This is a genomic window from Streptomyces celluloflavus (assembly GCA_000720995.1).
Classification (GTDB): Bacteria; Actinomycetota; Actinomycetes; order Streptomycetales; family Streptomycetaceae; genus Streptomyces; species Streptomyces celluloflavus.
This window is the reverse complement of record JOEL01000001.1, coordinates 162,841-184,049: the sequence shown is the minus strand read 5'-3', so window position 1 is coordinate 184,049 and position 21,209 is coordinate 162,841. Positions and strand designations below refer to the sequence as shown.

Sequence of the window (21,209 nt, the reverse complement as noted above, 5' to 3'; positions counted from 1 at the left end):
TCTGACCATTGACACACTCTGAGGGCTTGTTCGATCATCAGGGCGTTGACCAAGTGACCAGCAGGACGCCCGGGATACCGGGTGCCGTCTCAAGGGGTCTGTCGGTCCGGCAGTCAAGGAAGTGGGTGCGCACCATGGTTACTCGCAGTGGTGGGCGAACCGGTGCCGGCCAGCGGTACGGGTCCCGCTTCCCGACCGTCCGGAATCGTCAGGTCCGTTGCCGGCCGCGGGGCCGATTAACCCGCTCCGTGGCCGACCGCTCCACCGGTCACCCACGGACCTAGCGCCCCACCGATCGCGGACGGGCTGCGGCACCCCCGCATGACCCGGCCATCTCCCCCTCCCGCAAGAGCCTCGGCGTCACGCCTTGGCGCGAGCGGGACTTCGACACCGGCCACCGGCAGGCGAGTCCGTGCCCGCAGCGGGCACGCCCCGGCCCCGGTGCCTCCCGGCACATCCTCCCCGCAACGCCTGAGCCGATACCGCACGCCCCACGCCCGTTGCCCCGTACCGGCTGACCCGTTCCGCGCCTGCCCCCTGCCGCTCCCCCGTACGGGACGGCGCTCCGGGGTCCGCGGCACACGCTCACACACCGTCAGCCACCCCTATGAATAACCCTCCCGCAGAGGAAAAGGGCCAGCTTTGCCGACGAATCAGACGTTCCGCGATGTGACCCCCCGGCAGCCCCGGGCGACGCCGAAGCAGACCGCGATCGTGCCGCTGGCGGACCGCGCCGCGCCGCTGGCGCTCTCCTTCGCGCAGCAGCGGCTGTGGTTCCTGGCGCAGATGCAGGGCGCGAGCGCGGCGTACCACATGCCGCAGGCGGTCCGCCTCCGCGGACCTCTGGACCGCACGGCGCTCGCGCGGGCGCTGGACACCCTGGTCGCCCGCCACGAGGTCCTGCGTACCCGGCTGATCCCCGCGGCGGGTGCGGCCTGCCAGCGGATCGACCCGCCCGGTGCGGGCTTCCCTCTGCAGGTCCACGACCTGACCGGCGAGGCGGATGCCGAAGCGGCGCTCGCCGCCCTTCAGCGGGAGGAGGCCACCGCGCCGTTCGACCTGGCCCGGGGACCGTTGGCCCGCGGCCGTCTGGTGACGCTGGCCGAGGACCACCAGGTACTACTGCTGACACTGCATCACATCGTGTCGGACGGCTGGTCGATGGGTGTGCTGACCCGGGAGATCGGCGCGCTCTACGCGGCGTTCCGGCGGGGCGAACCCGACCCGTTGCCGCCACTGCCGGTGCAGTACGCCGACTACGCCGCCTGGCAGCGGCAGTGGCTGTCCGACGGCGGACCGGCCCGCCAGGGCGCCTACTGGCGCAAGGCCCTCGCGGACGCCCCGGCACTGCTCGCCCTGCCGGCCGACCGGCCGCGCCCGGCCGAACAGGACTACCGCGGCGGACAGCTGCGGCTCGTCTTCGACGCGGAACTGACCGCGGCACTCAAGGATTTCAGCCGGCGCCACGGCAGCACCCTGTTCATGACGCTGCTGACCGGCTGGGCGCTGGTGCTGTCGCGGCTCTCGGGGCAGAGCGATGTGGTGATCGGTACGCCCATCGCCAATCGCCGCCGCGCCGAACTCGAAGACCTCATCGGTTTCTTCGTCAACACTCTGGCGCTGCGCATCGATCTCTCCGGTACGCCGACGGTGGCCGAGTTGCTCAAGCGGGTACGCGGGGTGTCCCTGGCGGCCATGGAGCACCAGGACCTGCCGTTCGAGCAGGTGGTGGAGCTGGTCAACCCGGTCCGCGATCTGGCGCACACGCCGTTGTTCCAGGTGATGTTCGCCTGGCAGAACAACGAGGTCGGCGAGGTGACGCTGCCGGATGTCGAGGTGACGCCGCTGGAATCCCCGTACACCGTGGCCAAGTTCGATCTGACGCTGTCGCTGGCGGAGGAGGACGGCCGCATCGTCGGCACCCTGGACTACGCCAGTGCGCTCTTCGACGCGGGGACGGTGGAGCGCCACGCCCGCTATCTGCGGCGGGTGCTGGCACTTATGGCGGAGCGGCCCGGCGAAGCGGCGGCGGCCCTCCCCCTCCTCGACGAGCGGGAACGCGGCGAGCTGGTGACGTGGCCGGACGACACCGCGCCGCTCCCGGCCGGCCGGACCGTGCAGGCGTTGTTCGAGGCTCGGGCGGCGGCCGCGCCGACGGCGGTGGCGGCGGTCTGCGAGGGGCGGTCGCTGAGCTACGGAGAGCTGAACGCGCGGGCCAACCGGCTGGCCCATCACCTCACGGAGCGCGGTGTCGGCCCCGACACCCTGGTGGCGATATGCGCCGAGCGTTCGCTGGAGATGGTGGTGGGGCTGCTGGCGATCCTGAAGGCCGGTGGTGCCTATGTGCCACTCGATCCGGCCTATCCGGCCGAGCGGCTCGCCCACATGCTGCGGGACAGCGCGCCGGCGCTGCTGCTGACCCAGGCGGGTCTGCGCCCGGCCCTGCCGGCCGACGCACCGCCCGTGCTCTGCCTCGACAGCGATCAGGCGGCCTGGGCGGCGGCGCCCGCGTCCAACCCGGTGGTACCGCGCCTGCCCGATCACCTCGCCTATGTGATCTACACGTCCGGCTCGACCGGCCGGCCCAAGGGCGTGGCCCAGACCTGGCGGAGCCTCGACAACCTGATCCACTGGCAGCTGCACCACGCCGCGCCCGACAGCCCGGCACCGGCCCGGGTGCTCCAGTTCGCCTCGGTCAGCTTCGATGTCTCGTTCCAGGAGATCTGGAGCACCCTCTGCCAGGGCGCCACCCTGGTGCTGATGGGTGAGGAGCGCCACCGCGAACTGGGTACGCTGCGGCACTTCCTCGCCGATCAGGCGGTACAGCGCGCGTTCCTGCCCGCGGCGGTGCTCCAGCAGATCGCCGTCCTCGACAACGATGCCATCGCGGGGCCACCGCTCGGCTGCGAGATCGTCACCGCCGGTGAGGCGCTGCGCGTCAGCGACGAACTGCGCGCCTGCCTGACGGGGTTGGGCGGTGCCCGGCTCTACAACCAGTACGGCCCGACCGAGACCCATGTGGTCAGCCAGCACGTCCTGACCTGCGCCGACGCCGCCGACTGGCCGACCCTGCCACCGATCGGCCGGCCCATCGCCCAGGCCCGGCTCTACGTCCTCGACGCGCGGCTGGAGCCGGTGCCCCTCGGCACGGTCGGCGAACTGTACATCGGCGGGGTGAGCCTGGCCCGGGGCTACCTCGGCCGGCCCGCGCTGACCGCCGAGAAGTTCCTGCCCGATCCCTTCGCCGGGCCCGGCGCCCGTATGTACCGCAGCGGCGACCTGGCGCGCCGGCTGGCCGACGGCACCGTCGACTTCGCCGGCCGCGCCGACGACCAGGTCAAGCTGCGCGGCTTCCGCGTCGAGCCGGGCGAGGTCGAGAGCGTGCTCCAGCAGGTGGCCGGGGTGCGCGAGGCGGCCGTGCTGGTGCGCGAGGACGCGCCCGGCGACCGGCATCTGGTCGGCTACCTCGTCGGCGAGGTCACCGTCCGGGCCGTCCGCGAGCAGTTGCGGCTGCGGCTGCCGGAGCATCTGGTGCCGACCCGCTGGGTGGCGCTGGAGCGGCTGCCGCTGACGGTGAACGGCAAACTCGACCGGCGCGCGCTGCCGGCGCCCGGCCGGCAGGCGGGCGACGCCGCCTACCAGGCGCCGCGCAACGGGCGCGAGGCACGGATGACCGCCATCTGGGCCGAGGTGCTGCGCCGTGAGCGGGTCGGCGTGCACGACGACTTCTTCGCCCTGGGCGGCCACTCCCTGCTGGCGACCCGGCTGATCCACCTGGTCAACCAGCGCATGTCGGCACAGCTGTCGTTGCGCAGCCTGTTCCGCAATCCGGTGCTGGCCGACCTCACGGCCGAGGTGGCGCGCGGTGCGGGCGACGCCGCGGCGGCCTTCGTCTTCCCGCAGCTCACCCCCGCCCCGGCGGATCGCTGCCGGCCCTTCCCGCTGACCGACATCCAGCAGGCGTACTGGGTCGGCCGCGAGTCCGCCATCGAACTGGGCGGCGTCGGCGCGCACGGCTACCGCGAGATCGCCGTGCGCGAGTTCGACGAGGCGCGCTTCACCTCGGCGCTCAACGGGCTGATCGGCCGTCACGACATGCTGCGCGCGGTGTTCCACGGCGACGGCACCCAGCAGGTGCTGGAGACGGTGCCGCCCTACCGGATGCCGCGCGTGGACCTGCGCGGTCTCGACCCGGCCACCGCCGAGGCGCGGCTGGCGGAGATCCGCGAGCGGATGTCGCACCAGCTGCTGGACGCCGGCCGCTGGCCGCTGTTCGAGTTCGCGCTGACGCTGCTCGACGACGAAGTGCGCCTGCACATCAGCCTGGACGCGCTGATCGTCGACGCCGCCAGCAGCCGGCTCCTGGAACGCGAGCTGATGCACCGCTACGCCGACCCGGACGCCGAACTGCCGCCCCTGGAGGTGGACTTCCGCGACTATGTGCTGGCCGAGCGGGCGCTGCGCGAGACGCCGCGGTACGCCCGCGCGCTGCGCTACTGGCGGCAGCGGGCACCCGAACTGGCGCCGGCGCCGGACCTGCCGCTGGTGCGCCGGCCCGAGACCGTCGAACGGCCCCGTTTCACCCGCTACGAGCAGGTCCTGCCGGCCGCGCGCTGGAGCGGGCTGAAGGACCTCGCCACCCAGCACGGGCTGAGCCCCTCGGTGCTGCTGCTGACCGCCTTCGCCCAGGTGCTCGCGCGGTGGAGCCGTCGGCCGCGGTTCACCCTGAGCCTGCCGCTGTTCAACCGGCTGCCGCTGCACCCCGGCATCAACGCGGTGATCGGCGACTTCACCTCGCTGGTCCTGCTGGATGTCGAGGTGACGGCCGAGGAGGGCTTCGCCGCGCAGGCCCGCGCGGTGCAGGAGCGGCTGTGGCAGGACATCGACCACGCCGCGGTGAGCGGGGTGCAGGTCGCCCGTGAGCTGTCGCAGTCCCGGGGCACCCGCCAGACCGCCATGCCGGTGGTGTTCAACAGCACGCTGAGCGAGCTGGCGCCCGAGGCGGACGGCCGCGGGCTGGCGGCGGGGCTGGGCGGCACGACCGTCCACGGCATCACCCAGACCCCGCAGGTGTGGATCGACCACACCCTCATGGAGTCCGAGGGCCGGCTGCACTTCAACTGGGACAGCATCGACGAACTGTTCCCGGCGGGCATGGTGGCCGAGATGTTCACCGCGTACTGCGCGCTGCTGACCCGGCTCGCGGAGCCCGAAGCCTGGGACGCCGCACCGGACGCGCTGCTGCCCGTCGCCCGCTTCGCACCGGCCCTGCCGGAGCCGCCGGCGCAGCCCCTGCTGCACGAGCTGTTCGACCGCCGGGCGCGGGAGACGCCGGAGGCGCCCGCGGTGCTCTCGCCCGACCGGCGGCTGAGCTACGGCATGCTGCGCCGCGCGGTGCAGCGGCTGGCCGGCCGTCTCCAGGCCCGTGGTCTGCGGCCCGGTGAGCTGGTGGCGGTGCTGATGGACCGCGGCTGGGAGCAGGTGGCCGGCACTCTGGCCGTCCTCTACGCCGGCGGCGCCTATCTGCCGGTCGATCCGGAGCTGCCGGCCGAGCGGGTGGCGCATCTCCTGGAGCGGGCCGAGGCCCGGCTGGCCCTGGTGGGGCCGGACCGGCCGGCGGCGCCGGAACTGCCCGGGGACGTCGAGTGCCTGGTGGTCGACCGGGCCGCCTGCGGGGAGGGCGGGCCGGCCTGGCAGCCGGTCGCACGGTCCGGCACCGATCTCGCCTACGTGATCTACACCTCGGGCTCCACCGGCACGCCCAAGGGCGTGATGATCGACCACCGCGGCGCCGTGAACACCCTGCTCGACATCAACGAGCGCTTCGCCGTCGGACCCGCCGACCGGGTGCTGGCGCTCTCCGCGCTCCACTTCGACCTGTCGGTGTACGACATCTTCGGCACGCTCGCGGCCGGTGCGGCGGTGGTGACGGTGGCGCCCGAACCGGCCCGCGACCCGGCCCACTGGCTCGAACTGCTGCGGGCCCACGACGTCAGCGTCTGGAACTCGGTGCCGGCGCTGCTGGGCATGCTGGTCGAGTACGCCGAGGGCGGCCATCCGCTGCCGCCGTCGCTGCGGCTGGCCATGCTGTCGGGCGACTGGATCCCCCTGACGCTGCCGGGACGGCTGCGCGGACTGCTGCCCGCGGTGCGGATCGACAGCCTGGGCGGCGCCACCGAGGCATCGATCTGGTCGATCCACCACCCGATCGGCGAAGTGGACCCGGCCTGGCACAGCATCCCCTACGGCAAACCCCTCAGGCACCAGCGGTGCCACGTCCTCGACGATGCGCTGCGCCCCCGTCCGACCTGGGTGCCGGGCCAGCTCTACATCGGCGGGGCCGGCCTCGCCCGGGGCTACTGGCGCGACGAGGCGGCCACCGCGGCCGGTTTCGTACGCCACCCGGCGACCGGCGAGCGGCTCTACCGCACGGGCGATCTGGGCCGGCTGCTGCCCGACGGCACCATCGAGTTCCTCGGCCGGGAGGACAGCCAGGTCAAGGTGCACGGCTACCGCGTCGAGCTGGGCGAGATCGAGGCGACGCTCGAAACCCATCCGGCGGTGGAGAGCGCCGTACTGCGCCTCCTGGGCGCGGCCCAGGGCGACAAGCGGCTGGCCGCCTATGTGGTGACGGGTGAGGCGGAGGCCGACGGCGCCGCGCTGGCCCGGTACCTGTCGCGGAAGCTGCCGGCGTACATGGTGCCCGCGTCGTTCACCTTCCTCGATGCGCTGCCGCTGTCGGCCAACGGCAAGGTCGACCGGGGCCGGCTGCCCGAGCCGGCGCCGGAGGCCGCACCGGCGGGAGGGCCGGAGGCGGCCGCGCCGGTGCTCGACGATCCGGCCGAGCGCCGTCTGGTCGCGACCGTCGAGAAGGTTCTCGACCGGGCGGAGATCGCACCGCACGCGAATCTGCTGCACCTCGGTGCCACCTCGATCGACATCGTGCGCATCGGCAACGCGCTCGCCGGTGAGCTGGGCTTCCGGCCGCGGCTGGCGCAGCTGATGCGGCAGCCGACCCTGGCCGATCTGCTCGGCATGTACCGCGAGCACGTCCGGCAGCAGGACATCGCCGCGCAGGCGCAGCGTGCCGCGGCGGGCGTGGGCGGCGCGGCCGGCGCGGCCGATAGCGGCGCTGTGCTCGACGACCCGGCGGCCCGCAAGGAGTTCACGGCGCGCGGACGCGGCGGCCGCAGCTTCGGCGACGACGTACCGGGCCTCGCCCTGCCGGCGCCCGCCGATCCGGCCTTCGCCCGCCGCTGTGCCGACTACCGCTCGGTGCGGCAGTTCGGCGGCGAGCCCGTCGACGCCGCCGCGCTGGCCGGGCTGCTGGCCTGTCTGTCGCAGTACGAGCTGAACGGCGGGCGCAAATATCTCTACGGCTCCGCCGGCGGCAGCTATCCGGTGCAGGCGTATCTCTACGTCAAGCCGGGGCGGGTGGCCGGGGTGGCGGGCGGCGCCTACTACTACGACCCGGGCCGGCACCGGCTGGTGGCGCTGGGCCGGGGCCGCACGCTGAGCCCCGACGCCTACGACTACTTCGTCAACCGGCCGCTGTTCGAGGCGGCGGCGTTCGCGCTGTTCCTGGTGGCCGAACTGGCGGCGATCCAGCCGCTCTACGGCGACCGGAGCCTCGGCTTCTGCCAGATCGAGGCCGGTGCCATGGGGCAGTTGCTGACCATGACGGCGCCGGAGCAGGGGCTGGGCCTGTGCGGTATCGGCTCGCTCGACACCGCCCAGCTCGATCCGCTGCTGGAGCTGGGGCCCACGCACCGGCTGGTCTATTCGATGGTCGGCGGCCGCCGCCCGCCGGGCGGACCGGACGCGTTCGCGGCCGCACCGGCCGGGCACGCCGCACACACCTCCGGCCGGGACGAGATGGAAGACATCGAGATTTGAACGCCTACGCACTGCTGGATCTCTTCAACCGGCACGCCATCACCCTGGTCGTCGACGGCGACACGCTGCGCTGCAAGGCGCCGCGCGGCTTCCTCACCCCCGAGCTGCTGGCGGCGCTCAAGCACCACAAGCGCCAGCTGATCGCCATCCTGACCGGCCAGGACGGCGACGCGGACGGGACCCTGGTCCGCCGGCCGGACCCGGCGGCTGCGCTGCCGCTGTCCTTCGCCCAGCGTCAGCTGTGGGTCCTGGACCAGTTGGCGCCGGGCAATCCCTTCTACAACAATCCGGCCGCCATCGACATCAAGGGCGCCCTCGACGTGGCGGCGCTGACGCGCGCCCTCACCGAACTGACGCGCCGTCATGAGGCGCTGCGTACCGTCTTCGGCAGCGTCGACGGCGAACCGTGGCAGCGCGTACGGCCCGCCGGACCGGTCGCGTTGCCGGTCACCGACCTCGGCGCGCTGCCGGCGGCCGAGCGGCCGGCGCGGGCCCGGCGGGAGACCGAGGCCGACGCCCGGGTGCCGTTCGACCTGAGCGCCGGGCCGCTCTTCCGCGGCCGCCTCCTCAGACTGGCCGCCGACGAGCACCGCCTGCTGCTCAACGTCCACCACATCGTGGCCGACGGCTGGTCGATCGGCATCCTGGTGCGGGAGATCGGCGCGCTCTACGGCGCCTACGCGCGGGAGCTGCCCTCGCCGCTGGCCGAGCCGTCCGTCCAGTACCCCGACTACGCGCTCTGGCAGCGGCGGCAGCTGGACGAGGAGGCACTGGCGCGCCAGCTCGACCACTGGACCGGCCGGCTCGCCGGTGCGCCCACCCTGCTGGCCCTGCCCACCGACCGGCCGCGCCCCGCGGTGCAGCGCTACCGGGGACAGCGCCACGCCGTGACGGTCGGCGCGGAGGTCACCCGCGGGCTGCACACGGCGGGCCAGGCGGGCCGGGCGACGCTGTTCATGACGCTGATGGCGACGCTGTCGGTGCTGCTGTGGCGCTACAGCGGCCAGGACGACATCTGCGTCGGCACGCCCTTCGCCAACCGCGGTCACCGCGAGGCCGAGGATCTGATCGGGCATTTCGTCAACACCCTGGTCATCCGTCAGCACCTCGACCCGGAGCAGTCCTTCGAGGCGCTGCTGGCGCAGGTGCGCGACCACGTCCTGGACGCCTACGCCCACCCGGACCCGCCCTTCGACCAGCTGGTCGAGGCGCTCCGGCCGGAGCGGCACACCAGCCATTCACCGCTCTTCCAGGTGATGCTGGTGCTGCAGAACATGCCGCGCGGCCGGCTGGAACTGCCGGGCCTGACCATGCAGCCGCTGCCGACCCACGCCGGGGCCGCCAAGTTCGACCTCGCGGTCGAGGTGTCCGAGGACGCGGACGGGCTGGAGCTCTCCTTCGAGTACAACACCGATCTGTTCGACGCCGCGACCGTCGCCCGGATGGCCGGCCACTACGTACGGCTCCTGGAGCAGGTGGCGGCCGGACCGGCGCGGCCGGTCGGCGCCCTGCGGCTGCTCGGCCCGGCCGAACGGCAGCGCCAGCTCCACGACTGGAACGCCACCGGACGGGACGGCACCGCGCCGGCCGGTCTGGCCGAGCGCTTCGCGGCCCAAGTGCGCGCGCGTCCCGGCCAGTTGGCGCTGGCCTGCGGCGACGACCGGCTGGACTACGCCACGCTGGACCGGCGCGCCAACCGGCTGGCGCAGGCCCTGGTCGCCCGCGGGGTCCGCCGCGACCAGGTGGTGGGCCTGCACGCGGGCCGCTCGGCGGAGCTGGTGGTGGGCATCCTGGGCATCCTCAAGGCCGGTGCCGCCTATCTGCCGCTCGACCCCGCCCTGCCCGCGGAACGGCTGGCGGGCATGGTCGCGGACGCCGGACCGGCCCTGGTGCTGAGCGAGGCCGCCGCGCCGCCGCCCGGCCGGCACTCGCTCGTCGCGGTCGAGGCCGAGGGACGGTGCGACGACGCGCCCGCCATCGCGTGCCACCCGGCCGGTCTGGCCTACGTGATCTACACCTCGGGCTCGACCGGCCGACCCAAGGGCGTGGCGGTGACGCACGGCAGCGTGGCCAACCTGTTCGACCACTGGCTGACGGAGTTCGGCGCGGTACCCGGTGAGGCGGCGGCGCTGTGGTCGAGCATCGGCTTCGACGTGTCGGTGCAGGAGATCCTGCTGCCGCTCACCAGCGGCGGCGTACTGCACCTGGTGCCGGAGGAACTCCGCGCCGATCCCGAGGCGTTGATGGACTGGCTGCGCACCCACCGCATCGCGCAGGCGTATCTGCCGCCGGCCTTCGTCAAGTGGATCGACGAAGCGCCCGCGGCGCGCCTGGCCGGGCTGGCGCTGCGCCAGCTGCTGGTGGGGGTGGAGCCGCTGCCCGAGGAGGGCCTGCACCGCATCCGCCAACTACTCCCGGGCCTGCGCGTCCTCAACGGCTACGGGCCGACCGAGACCACGGTCTACAGCACCGGCTATCCCGACCCGCGGCCGCTGGCGCGGCAGTGCCCGATCGGCCGGCCGCTGGCCAACACCCGCCTCTACCTGCTCGACGAGCGGCTCGAACCGGTACCGGTCGGGGTGGCCGGCGAGATCTATCTGGGCGGCGCCGGACTCGCCCGCGGCTATCTGGGGCGTCCCGGCCCGACCGCCGAGCGCTTCCTGCCCGATCCCTTCGTCGACGGGGCGCGGATGTACCGCACCGGCGACCTGGCCCGCTGGCTGCCCGACGGCGATGCCGAGTACCTCGGCCGCCGCGACCACCAGGTCAAGCTGCGCGGCTTCCGTATCGAACTGGGCGAGATCGAGGCGGCGCTGCTCGACGAGCCCGGGGTGCGGGAAGCGGCGGTACTGGTCGACCACGACGCGGCCGGTGAGCCGCGGCTGGTGGCCGGCGTCGGCCGGGGCGCGGCGCCGCCGCTGCCGCCGGGCGCCTGGCGCACCGCGCTCTCGCAGCGGCTGCCGGGCTATATGATCCCGGCGCTCTTCGTGGAGCTGCCGCACCTGCCGCGGACCGCGAACGGCAAACTCGACCGGGCGGCGCTGCTGCTGCGGGCGCGGGAGGGCGGGTCCGTCCAGGTCAATCTGGCCAGTCCGCGCGACCACATCGAGTTGACGCTCTATCAGATATGGCAGCGGCTGCTGCTGCAACCCGACATCGGCATCCGCGACAGCTTCTTCGACATCGGCGGCAGCTCCATCTCGGCCATCAAGATGTCCCACGCCATCCGCGAGGCGTTCGGTGAGACCCTGCCGATCCGCGACATCCTGCTGCACCCGACCATCGAGGAGCTGGGCGGGCGGCTGCGGCAGGGCGCCTCGGGCCGGCCCCCCGGCAATCTGATCGAGTTCCGGGCGGGCGAGGGCCGGCGGCGGGTGGTGTGCGTCCACCCGGCCGGCGGCACCGCCTTCTGCTATCTGTCACTGGCCAAGGCGCTGCCGGAGGAGTACGGCGTCTACGGCATCCAGTCGCCCGGGGTGAACCCCGGCGAGACGTCCCTGCCCACGGTCGAGGCCATGGCCGAGGCGTATCTGCGGCTCATCGAGCCGCTGCTCGACGGGCCGCTGGTCCTCACCGGGCTCTCCTACGGCGGCCTGATCGCCCATGAGATGGGGCGCCGGCTGGCGTCGGCCGGCCACACCGAGCTGAGCGTGGTGCTGCTCGACACCCAGGGCACCGACGACCCGGCGCAGCGGGCCCTGATCGAACCGGTGGAGATGGCCGAGTTCCGGGAGAAGCTCGTCAAGTTCAACGGCATGTATCCCGGTATCGACGACCAGCAGATCGACCAGTACTTCCACATCTACAACCACAACCGGCTGACCATGCGCGACTATCCGGCGCCGTCGTCATCGGCCCGGCTGGTGCTGCTCCAGGCCGTCGGGGACGGGCCGGACACCGACCATCTGCGGGCGGTGCGCGCCTTCTGGCGGCGCCGCGCGGACGCGGAGCTCCTGGTGGAGCAGGTGCCCTGCGACCACTGGGAAATGCTGGAGACCGCCGAGGTGCGCCGGGTGGCCGCGCTGATCAGTTCCGAACTCGCCCGCTTCCCGGTATCCCGTCCGCTGCCGTCCGCCGCCCGGCGGACCGGGGCGGCCCTGGCGCAGGAGTCATGATGGACACCGGATCGCCCGCACCGGCCGGCTCCGCCGCCCCCGGCCTGGCCCACAGCCTGTACACCCGGGCCCGCCGCACCCCGGCCGCCGTCGCGCTCGTCGACGGCGACCGGCGTCTCGACTACGCCGCACTCGACGCCGCGGGCGCCGCCGTCGCCCGGTCCCTGCACCGCCACGGTGTGCGGCCGGGCCAGGCGGTGGCGGTCTGCCTGCCGCGTTCGTGGCAACTGGTCTGCGCCATGCTCGGCATTCTGCGGCTGGGCGCGGTGGTGGTGCCGCTCGACGCGCAGAGCCCGCCCGAGCGCCGCCACCACATCCTGGCCGATTCGGCGAGTGTGGCGCTGATCCACGGCGAGGCGGCGCCCGACGGCCTGCCCGACGGGGTGGCGCCGCTGGCGGTGTCCGCGCTGCTCGGCACCGGCCCGGCCACCGACGCCGCTCCCCCGCCACCGTTCGCCGCCCCGCCCGTCTCGTTCCTCTTCTACACCTCGGGCACCACCGGCCGGCCCAAGGGCGTCGAGGTGCGGGACGCCGGCATCCTGCGGCTGGCGCGGCCCGGCTACCTCCGGCTGAGCCCGGCGGCGCGCTACGCCTGGCTGTCCAACCCGGCGTTCGACGCGCTGAGCTTCGAGGTCTGGGTACCGCTGCTGACCGGCGGCCGCTGCGTGGTCCTCGACGACGAGACGGTGCAGACGCCCCATCTGCTGGCGGCCGCGCTCCGGCGCGAGCGCATCGACACCCTGTTCATCACCGTGGCGCTGTTCAACGCGGTGGTCGACAAGGTGCCAGACTGCTTCGCCGACGCCGGCCAGGTGCTGGTGGGCGGTGAGCAGCTCAACGCCCGGCTGATCCAACGCTGGTACCGCGACAACGCCGCGAGCACCACCCAACTGCACAACGTGTACGGGCCCACCGAAGCCACCACCTTCGCGCTGTGCCATCCCGTCCCGCGCGACTTCGACGCGGCGGTGGTACCGATCGGGCGGGCGCTGCCGGGCACCGAGGCGCTGCTGGTAGCCGACGGCGATCGGCCGGCCGAGCCCGGTGAGGTGGCCGAACTCCTGCTGGCCGGCGAGGCGCTGGCGGCGGGTTACCGCAACCTGCCGGACGAGACCGCGCGCCGCTTCGTGCGGCTGCCCTGGTACGACGGCGGCCACGGCCGCTACTACCGCAGCGGCGATCTGGTGCGCCGCGACGCCGACGGCCACATCGAGTACGTCGGCCGCGCCGACCGCCAGGTCAAGGTCCGCGGCTTCCGCATCGAACCGGGCGAGCTGGAACGGCAGATCGTGGCGCATCCGGCGGTACAGCAGGCGTATGTCTGCACCCGGCGCGACGCGGCGACCGGGGTGAACGAGCTGCTGGCCTACCTGGTGCTCCGGGCCGAGCTGTCCTTCGAGGACTTCGGGCGCCATGTGGCGGCCGGGCTGCCGCCGTACATGCGGCCCCACCGGGTCCACCTGGTCGAGGCGCTGCCGCTCAACGCCAACGGCAAGGTCGACCGGGCGGCGCTGCTGGGGCGCGCCGACCCGCCCTGGCGGGGTACCGAGGTGTCCGGCCCGGCCGCCACCGGTCAGCAGCGCGAGGTGCTGGAGCTGGCGGGCGAGGTGCTGGGCGTGGCGGGGCTGCGGCCGGGCGACCGCTGGCTCGCCCACGGCGGCGATTCGCTCAAGGCGCTGCGGCTGCGCTTCGAGGTCCGGCGGCGCTGGGGCTGCGAACTGCCGCAAGCGCTGGTCCTGCAGGGGGACTTCGCGCAGCTGGCCGCCGCGGTCGCGGCGGGCCGAACCGTGGACGGTGACGGTGACGGTGACGGTGCGCCCTACCCGGCGCCGCCCGCCCCGGCGGGGGCGTGCTCGGCGCCGGCCACCGCCGAGCAGCAGCGGCTGTGGCTGCTGCAACAGCGGACGCCGCGGTCGTGCGCGTACAACGTCGGGCTGGCCTTCCGGCTGCGCGGCGCGGTCGACACGGCCGCGCTGCGGGGGGCGTTGCGGCGGCTGGTGGCACGCCATCCGGCGCTGCGGACCGCCTTCGCGGCCACGCCCGAGGGGCTGCGCCAGACGGTGGCCGAGCCCTACGACCCGTGGACGGAGCCCGGCCCGGCCCCGGACGGCGACGGCTGGCGCGCCGTCGCCCACCGGCTCTTCGCCACCCCCTTCGACCTGGCGCGGCCCCGGCTGCTGGACGCGTGCTGGCTGGCGCAGGACGACGGTGGTGTCCTGCTGCTGCATCTGCATCACATCGCGGTGGACGGCTGGTCGCTCAACGTCCTGTTCCACGAGCTCTCGGCCGACTACGCGGCCGCCTCACGCGCGGACGGCGGCGGAGAGCGGGAAGCGACGGGAGGCGAGGAAGCGAGCGCGGCCGCCGGCGCCCCCGTACCGACCCCGCTCGACTTCGCCGTCTGGCAGGCCGACTGGTTCCGCCATCCCGCCTATCTGTCCCAGCGCGCCGCGCTCCGGGCGCACTACGACGGGCTGGACGAGGCGGCGGAGCCACTCCGGCCGATCCGCGCCGGGGCCCGTGCCGAGGGCCGGCTGCTGCGCACGTCCGTCGACGCGGACCGCCGCGCCGACCTCGACCGGCTGGGCGCCGAGCTGGGTCTCACCCGCTTCCAGCTGCTGCTGAGCGTGTTCGCGTGGAGCCTGTACGGCGTGACCGGCCGCACCGAGCCGCGGATCGCCGGCCCGGTGGCCAACCGCCCGGTGCAGGAGTTCGAGGGCAGCGTCGGCATGTTCGCCAACACCGTGCTGCTGCCGCTGACGGCGGCGCCGCACGAGGAGCTGCGTACCCAGCTGACGCGGCAGGGCGCCGGGCTGCGGGCGGTGCTGGACCGGCAGGACGTGGCGCTCGCCGATGTCCTGGCCGACCGGGAGTTCCCCGCCGACGGCCCGCCGTTCGACTTCCTCTTCGTCCTGGAGAACACCGACTTCACCGCGCTGGCGCTGCCGGGCTGCGACTCCCGCCCCGAATGGCTGGCGCCGTCCGAGGCGAAGTGCCCGCTGACGCTGTCGGTGGTCGAGCGGGCGGCCGGGTTCGACTGCCTGTGGGAGTACGCCGACGGCCACTTCGACCCCGCCGAGGTCGCGGCGCTGGCCGACCTGTTCCGGCAGGGGCTGGACAAGCTGGCCGACGGTACGGAAACCACCCTGGCCGAGCTGGTGGCCCCCTACCGGCGCACGCTGCCCGAGCCCGGCCGCGGCCCCGCCGCCGAACCGGCCTTCGCCACCGTCGCCGAGGGCTTCGCCCGGCAGGTCCGCCGGATGCCCGACGCGCCGGCGCTGGTGACCGCCGACGGCCGCAGCCTGAGCTACGCCGCACTCGACGCGCACGCCGCGGCGCTGGCCGCCGAGTTGCAAGACCGCTACCCGCTGCCGCCGGCGGACGACCGGCCGCGCTGCGTCGCGCTGCACTTCCCGCCCTCGGTCGAGCACGTGGTGGCGCTCCTGGCGCTGGCCCGGCTCAACCTCACCATCGTGCCGCTCGACCCGGCCTACCCCCCGGCGCTGCTGCGGCAGATCCTGGACCAGGTGGCGCCGCTCTGCGTCCTGCTGCCGCCGGGCGATCCGGCCGCACTCGACGCGATCGCCGCGGACGGCCTGCCGCGCCATGTGGTCACGCTGTCGACCGCGCCCGCGCCCGCCCTGCCCCCGCACACCGGCCGCCGGTCGCTGTACACCCTGTTCACCTCCGGCTCCACCGGCACGCCCAAGGGGGTGCAGGTACCCGACCGCACCCTGTGCAACCTGCTGCACTGGCAGCGCGAGAGCGGCGGTCTGGCGGCGGACGCCGTCACCCTCCAGTTCGCCCCGCTCTCCTTCGATGTGTCCTTCCAGGAGATCTTCGGCACGCTCTGCGGCGGCGGCCGCCTGCATCTGGTGCGGCCCGGCTTGCGGCAGGACGCCCCGGCGCTTCTGGAGCACCTCGAAACGGCCGGCATCGAGCGCGTCTTCATGCCGTACGTGGCGCTGCAACTGCTGGCCGAGCACGGTGTCCATCTGGGCCGCCACCCGTCGCGGCTGCGGGAGGTGGTCACCGCCGGCGAGCAGTTGCTGTGCACCGACGCCATCCGCCGCTGGTTCGGCAAGCTGCCCGGCGCGCGGCTGTTCAACCACTACGGGCCGACCGAGACCCATGTGGTCAGCGCCCTCCGTCTCGACGGCGACCCGGCGCACTGGCCGGACCGTCCGGCCATCGGCCGTCCCGTCGCCAACGCCTGGCTGCGGGTGGTCGACGAGGCCGGCCAGGCCGTACCGCCGGACTGCGCCGGTGAGCTGCTGATCGGCGGGCCGATGGCCGCGCCCTGCTACCTGGGCGACGCGGCGCTCGACGACGCCCGCTTCGTCGAACTGACCGGCCTCGGGCGCTTCTACCGCAGCGGCGACCGGGCCCGTTTCGACCGGCGGGGACTGCTGCACTACCTGGGCCGCGACGACCAGCAGATCAAGCTGAGCGGCCACCGGCTGGAGCTGGGACAGGTCGAGGCGGCGCTGCTGCGGCACCCCGGGATCGTCAACGCGGTGGTGGTGCTGGACGGCGAGCATCTGGTGGGGTGCCTGCAATGCCGTGCTGCGGCGCCGACGCCGGAGGAGTTGGCGGATCATCTGGCGCCGCTGCTGCCGCCGCATGTGCGGATCGCCCGTTTCCGCCGGCTGACGGCGCTGCCGCGTACCCCCAGCGGCAAGCTGGACCGGCGCCGGGCGCTGCGCGCTCCGGGCGAGGAGCTGCGCCCGCGTGCCACCGCCGCGCCCGTCCTGTCGGACCGCGAGGCGCAGCTGACCGAGCTGTTCGAGGCGGTGATCGGCAAGCCCATCGGACCGGAGCAGCGCTTCTTCGACGCGGGTGCCTCCAGCCTCGGCCTGATGCGCTTCCATCTGCGCTGCACCGCCGAGCTGGGCCTGCCGTTGACCATCCCCGACCTGTTCGAGCATGTCACCGTCCGCCGCCTGGCCCGCTTTCTGGAGGGACGGCCGGCCGTACGGCGGGACGCGGCCCCGGTGGCCGCCGCCGACGAACCGGTGGCCGTCATCGGTATGGCGGTGCGGCTGCCCGGCGCCCGGGACCTGGCCGCCTTCTGGGACCTGGTGCGGACGGGCGGCCGCGGTATCGAGCACTTCGACGCCGCCGGCGGACTGGTCGGCGCCCGCAGTCAGATGGCGGGCCTGCTGGCCTTCGACCCGGAGCATTTCGGCATCAGCCGCCAGGAGGCGCGGCTGATGGACCCGCAGCAGCGCCATCTGCTGATGAGCTGTGTCGAGGCGCTGGCCCATGCCGGTATCGCCGACCCGGCCGGGCGGCGCGTCGGGCTCGTCGCCGGCTGCGGCGAGAACACCTACTTCCAGACCATGCTGCGCGAGGCCGACCCGGCGCAGCTGCCCGACGGCTTCCAGCTGGCCCTCCACCACGACAAGGACTTCCTCGCCACCAAACCCGCCTACCACCTGGGCCTTTCGGGTCCGGCCCTCACCGTGCAGGCGGCCTGCGCCAGTTCGCTGGCGGCGGTCCATATCGCGGCCGGTCTGCTGCGCCAGGGCGACGCCGAGGTGATGCTGGCCGGCGGCGTACTGGTCGACACGCTGCTGACCGACGGCTACCGCTACCGGCCGCAGCACATCTTCTCCAAGGACGGGCACTGCCGGCCGTTCAGCGACGACGCCAGCGGCACCATCGGGGCCAGCGGGGTCGGCGTGGTGGTGCTGAAGCCGCTGCGGCTGGCGCGACGCGACGGCGACACCGTGTACGCGGTGATCACCGGCTCGGCCCTCAACAACGACGGTGCGGACAAGCTCAGTTACAGCGCACCATCACTGGCCGGCCAGCGCGAGGTGATCCGCACCGCGCTGCGCCGCAGCGGCCGCGGCGCCGCCGACCTCGGCTATGTCGAGGCGCACGGTACCGGCACCCAGCTCGGCGATCCGGTCGAGGTCGGCGCACTGCGCCAGGCGTACGGGCTGACCGAGTCCGGCCGTTGCGCACTGGCCTCGGTGAAGAGCCAGCTCGGCCACCTGGGCGCCGCCGCCGGCGTGATCGGTCTGGTGCGGGCCACGTTGGCGGTCCACCACGGCCTGATCCCGCCCAATGTCGACTTCCACCGCCTCAACCCGCAGCTCGGCCCCGACCCGGCGCCGTTCTACATCCCCACAAAGGCCCGGCCCTGGCCGGCCGGCCGCCCGCGGGTGGCGGCGGTGAGCAGCTTCGGCATCGGCGGTACCAACGCCCACCTGGTGCTGGAGGCGGGCGAACCGGCGGCGCCGCCCGGCGCCGTGCCCTGCCTGGTGCTCTCCAGCAGCAGCGCGGCGGGGCTGCGCGCCGATGCCGCCCGCGTCGCCGACTATCTGGCGGCCCGACCCGAGGCGTACGGCCATGTGCTGCGCCATCTCCAGGCGGGCCGCCCGCCGCGCCGCTGGCGGCTGGCGGCGGTCTGCGCCGACGCCGCCGAGGCGGTGGCCTGGCTGCGTACGGCGGCCGGTGCCGAGGTGGCGCCGAGCGAGGCGAGCTGCCGCGCCGCGGACCATCCGGCCCGGGAACTGGCCGACGCCTGGCTGGCCGGGCGGACGATCCACTGGCCGGCCGGTCCGGCGCAGGCGCCCTGGGACTTCCCGCCGCCCGCCTTCGAGCTGGCCGACTACGACTTCGCGCGGGCCGCACCGGCGACCGGCCCGGCCGCGCCCGGCGCCGAGGCGCGGCTGCCCGAGGCCGACTGGCTGCACCAGCCGCACTGGACACGGCTGCGCCGCGCCGCCACCAAGACCACCTCCCGCGCGCCCGGCCTGGTGGTGCTGATGAGCGCCACACCGTCGGCACCGTCAGCCTGGCGACCCTTCGAGGCCGCCGGTCGCCGGGTGGTCCGGGTCAGCGCGGCCGCCTCCTTCGCCCGGCTGGCGGACGGCGGCTTCCAGGTCGACCCGGCCGACCCCGCCTCGCTGCGCCAGCTCCTCGACGCGCTGCCCGACGCGGGCCGGGCCGGTATCGACTGGCTGCACGCGCTGCCGCTGGCGGTCGACGGGGCGGTGGACGAGGAGACGCTGGCCCGCGCCCGCTGGGCCTGCCTCGACACACCCGCCGCGCTGCTCCAGGCGGTGGCGGCGCTGCCCGACGCGCCGCCGCTGCGGACCTGGTGGCTGTCGCACCGGGCCCAGCCGGTCGAGGGCACCGTGGAGCGGCCGGAACTGGGCCTGCTGGCCGGTGTCTGCGAGGTCGCACCGCAGGAGTGCGCCGTCGAGGGCCACTGGCTGGACCTGCCCGGCGACGACCCGGCCGGCTGGGCGCCGGAGCTGTCGGCGGTGCTGGCCGAGGACGCCGCGGCGCTCCCCCGGCGGCTGGCGCTGCGGCAGGGCTACTGGTGGCAGCCGACGCTGCTGCCGGTGGCCGCGCCCGCCCCGGCGGCCCCCACGGCGCTGCCCGCCGCGCGGGGCGTCCACCTGATCCTGGGCGGTACCGGCGGGATCGGCAGCGGTATCGCGGCCTGGCTGCTGGCCCGGACCGACTGCCGGGTGATCCTGCTGGCGCGACGGCCGGAGCTGCCCGCCGGCCTGGCACCGTGGGCCGACCGCGTCACACTGTGCGAGGCCGATCTGGCCGAGGAGGCGCCGGCGGCGATCCTGGCCCGGCTCGACCGGCACACCCACCGGATCGACGGGGTGGTGCACGCCGCGGGCGTGGCGGCCGGCGGTCTGATAGCCCGGCGCGACGCCGCGGCGCTGCGGCAGACGACGGCGGCCAAGCTGCACGGCGCCCTGCTGGTCGAGCAGGTGGTGGCGCGCCACCGGCCGGACTTCGCGGTCTACTGCTCATCGATGTCGGCGCTGTTCGGCGGCGTCGGCCAGCTCGACTACGCCGCCGCCAACGGCCTGTTGGACGGCTTCGCCCGCCACCGGGCCGACGCGGCGGAGACCACGGTGCGGCTCGGCATCGACTGGGACATCTGGCGCGAGGCCGGTATGGCGCGGCACGCCCTGCCGACGGACGCCCGCCACCGGGCACACCTGGCGGTCGGCCTCGACGTGGCGGAGGGCCAGCGGCTCTTCGCGCGGGCCCTGCACCTCCAGCTGCCGCAGCTGCTGGTCTCCACGACCGCCCTGGAGCAGGCCCGCGGCTTCTACGCGGCGCCGTCCCCGTCACCGGCGACGAGCACGGCACCCACGGCCGCCGTCCCAACTTCCGCCACGGTCAACCCCGTTGACGCGGCCACGGCCCCGGCCGCCGAGCGGCTCGCCGAGCGGCTCTGTCACTGGCTGGGCCTGGACCACCTCGACCCGGCCGCCTCGCTCTACGACCTGGGCGCCGATTCGCTGACCTTGCTGGACCTCATCGACGAGGTGAAGCGCCACTTCGGCGTCGATCTCGAACTGTCCCGGCTGAGCCACCGGGTCAGCCTCACCGAGGTACTGGCGCGGCTGGCCGAGGCGCTGCCCGACGGGCCGCCCGGCGCGGACCCGGTGGCGCCGGAGGTCTGGCAGGAGGGCCACGGGCACGACCTGCTGTGCCTGGTCCACCCGGTCGGCGGTGACATCCAGGCATACCGGTCGCTGGTGTCGGCACTCGATCCGCGGCTCACCGTCTGCCTGATCGCCGACCCCGCGCTGCACCAACCGGACCTGCCGGCCTGGCCGTTGGCGGACCGGGCCCGGCGCTACCACGCCGCGCTCCAGGCGCGCTTCCCGCGCGAGACCTGGCGCTGGCGGCTGGCCGGCTGGTCCTTCGGCGCCTGGGTGGCGGTGGCGATGGCGGCCGAGGCCGAGGCGGCCGGCCGGCCGGCGGACGGGCTGTATCTGCTGGACCCGCCGCCACCCGGCGCCGGGCGGCACTTCCGGGCCTACGACGAGGCGCAGCTCGAAGCGGTCTTCGCGCACGAGCTGGGCCAGGGCGGCACGGGGGCCCCGGTGGGCCGGGAGGCGAGGGCCTACGCCGAGCGGCTGGCGCGCTGCTGCCGGGCCAACCTGGCGAGCATGGCGCGGTACGAACCGCCGCGGCTGACCGAAACCCCCGGTCACCTGTGGCTGGCGAGCCGGCCGGTGGCGGGCCTGCCGGCGCCGGTCTCGCCGGCGGAGCAGCAACGGCTGTGGCAGGCACGGCTGCCGCGGCCGGCGGGCCGGTACCGCCTCGACACCACGCACTACGACATCGTCCGGCCGCCGCACGTACAGGCGGTGGCCGAGGCCATCAACGCGGCGTTGCCGCCGGTTCCCGGAACCCGCTGAC

Annotated in this window: 3 protein-coding genes; all 3 read left to right on the top strand. The window is 74.5% G+C overall.

The genetic code is table 11. The features are described from left to right. The first annotated feature begins 642 nt into the window (after positions 1-642). Genes IH09_RS00650 through IH09_RS00640 form a run of 3 tightly spaced genes read left to right on the top strand, consistent with a single transcriptional unit; the run spans position 643 to position 21,208 of the window. Positions 643-7,896, top strand: coding sequence for a non-ribosomal peptide synthetase (locus IH09_RS00650; RefSeq protein ID WP_052853216.1), 7,254 nt, complete (start codon positions 643-645; stop codon positions 7,894-7,896). Next, on the top strand, positions 7,893-12,011 hold the full coding sequence (locus IH09_RS00645) for a non-ribosomal peptide synthetase (protein WP_052853215.1): 4,119 nt from the start codon (positions 7,893-7,895) through the stop codon (positions 12,009-12,011). The genes IH09_RS00650 and IH09_RS00645 overlap by 4 nt, the downstream gene beginning before the upstream one ends. Next, the gene (locus IH09_RS00640) at positions 12,008-21,208 is read left to right on the top strand and encodes a non-ribosomal peptide synthetase (protein ID WP_052853214.1); all 9,201 of its coding nucleotides are present in this window, start codon (positions 12,008-12,010) and stop codon (positions 21,206-21,208) included. Before IH09_RS00645 ends, IH09_RS00640 begins: the two co-directional genes overlap by 4 nt. Position 21,209: the final 1 nt, after the last annotated feature.